At 65.2% G+C, this 1,782-nt stretch carries 1 protein-coding gene and 2 pseudogenes; all 3 read left to right on the top strand.

Annotated elements, in window-relative coordinates; translation table 11 throughout:
• Positions 1–283 (top strand): annotated as a pseudogene (locus A9Z05_RS33780) (transcriptional regulator); the annotation flags it as partial.
• Between the two features lie 113 nt (positions 284–396).
• Positions 397–1,179: an outer membrane lipoprotein-sorting protein gene (locus A9Z05_RS33775; RefSeq protein ID WP_084044565.1), complete on the top strand. Its 783-nt coding sequence runs from the start codon at positions 397–399 to the stop codon at positions 1,177–1,179.
• Positions 1,176–1,782 (top strand): annotated as a pseudogene (locus A9Z05_RS38290) (hypothetical protein); the annotation flags it as partial. The gene A9Z05_RS33775 and the pseudogene A9Z05_RS38290, both read left to right, overlap by 4 nt.

Raw genomic sequence — 1,782 nt, 5'->3', positions numbered from 1 at the left:
CGACGAAATCGCGCTCGTGCTCGAGGCCGACGCCTATTCGACGACGTTCCGCTCGACCGCCTACACGGTGGCCGCGAACCGGGAACCCCTGCGCACCCGGCGCGGGTTGACGATCGTTCCCGACCGCGTGGCCGGCGTCGACGCGCCGACGAGGATGTTGTCCGCGCCGATCACGCGCTATCCGTTGCATGCGCTCGATGCATCGCTGAACGCGATCTCGTCCGAGTTCGGCAAGCGCACGGCCGCATGGGTCGCACTGCAGATGCAGTATCCGGGCTACTGAGCCGCACACCGCAGCGGCACCCCGTTCCTTCCCCAAGCCTGTCGGTTTTCCACCCGTTTTCGGGTGGGAGCCGAACTCGTCCCTGTCATTCCGTATTTGCCCCGGAGATTCCGATGCAGACGCATTCGATGGCGCGCCTGTCCGCCGCCGCGATCCTCGCACTCGCCTGCTGTACCGCACACGCCGCGCCCGATCCGCAACGCATCCTCGCCGCGAGCGATGCCGTTCGCAACCCGAGCGAGCCGTTCACGCTGAATGTCACGCTGACCCAGTACACCGATGGCAAGCAAACGGATTCGAACGCACTGACCGCCTATTCGCGGATCAACCCGGCGAGCGGCCAGTTTCGCAGCCTGATTCGATTCGCCGCGCCGGCACGCGATGCGAACAAGCTGATGCTCAAGAGCGGCAACGATCTGTGGTTTTTCGATCCGGCGAGCAAGGCAACGATCCGCATTTCGCCGCAGCAACGGTTGCTCGGGCAGGCGTCGAACGGCGACGTGGTCACCGTCAATTTCGCACAGGGATATCGTGCCCAGGTCGAGGCGGAGGAGGACGTGCAGGACGGCGAGCGCCGGATGCGCCGTGCCTACCGGTTGAAGCTCGTCCAGAGCGTATCCGACATGACGTATCACTCGATCGAAATGTGGATCGATACGACGGACTCGCGCCCCGTGAAGGCACGTTTCTTCAGCGAAAGCGGCAAGCTTCTCAAGACGGCATTCTATCGACGGTTTCAACAACAGCTCGGCGCATTGCGGCCCACCGAGATCGTGATCATCGACGGGCTCAATCCGAATCTCGTGACCGTGATGCGATATGCGGACTATGTGGCGAGGGAGATTCCGGACGCCTGGTTCCAGTCCGATTTCATGGCGCGTTTCCAGCCTGAATGATGACGCGCATCGGCATCGCCTGTATCGCGTTGGCCGGCATGGCGGGCGTATGCCATGCCAACGACGCGGAAGAGGCCGGGCTGGCGCTGGCCGACGCGACGCCGGTGCAGAAGGTCGACGACGGCAAGTACCAGTTCAGTCTCGAGCCGGGCCTGCGTTTCGCCACCTTGCGGCCGGGCGGCACGCGGACGGCCACGCGGCTGTCGCTCGACCTGACTGCGCGTCATGCATTCTCGAACGGGTGGGGCATCAGCCTGGCAGACCGACTCGACCTGAACGGTCCGTGGCGCTTCGATGGCGACTCGGGCGCGATCAACACGCTGAAGGAACTGTATGTGGACGGCCGCGTAGGCAGCGGCAGCACGCTGCTGCAGGCCGGCCGCGTCAATGTACGGCTCGGCGTTGCGACCGGCTACAACCCCACCGACTTTTTCCGCGACAACGCCGTCCGTTCCGTGACCTCGGTGGACCCGGCGAGCCTGCGCGAGAACCGGCTCGGTACGGTGATGCTGCGCGGCCAGCAGCTGTGGGCCGACGGTTCCGTCAGCGCGCTCGTCGCCCCGCGGATAGCGGATCGCGCAACCGACGCATCGTTCTCGCCGG

It is taken from the genome of Burkholderia sp. A2, assembly GCF_001729305.1.
GTDB lineage: Bacteria > Pseudomonadota > Gammaproteobacteria > Burkholderiales > Burkholderiaceae > Burkholderia > Burkholderia sola.
This window is presented reverse-complemented; position numbering and strand designations above follow the sequence as displayed.

Excerpts from the sequence above, each read along its gene's own strand:
- A9Z05_RS33775 (WP_084044565.1), top strand. The coding sequence starts at position 397 with ATGCAGACGCATTCGATGGCGCGCCTGTCCGCCGCCGCGATCCTCGCA.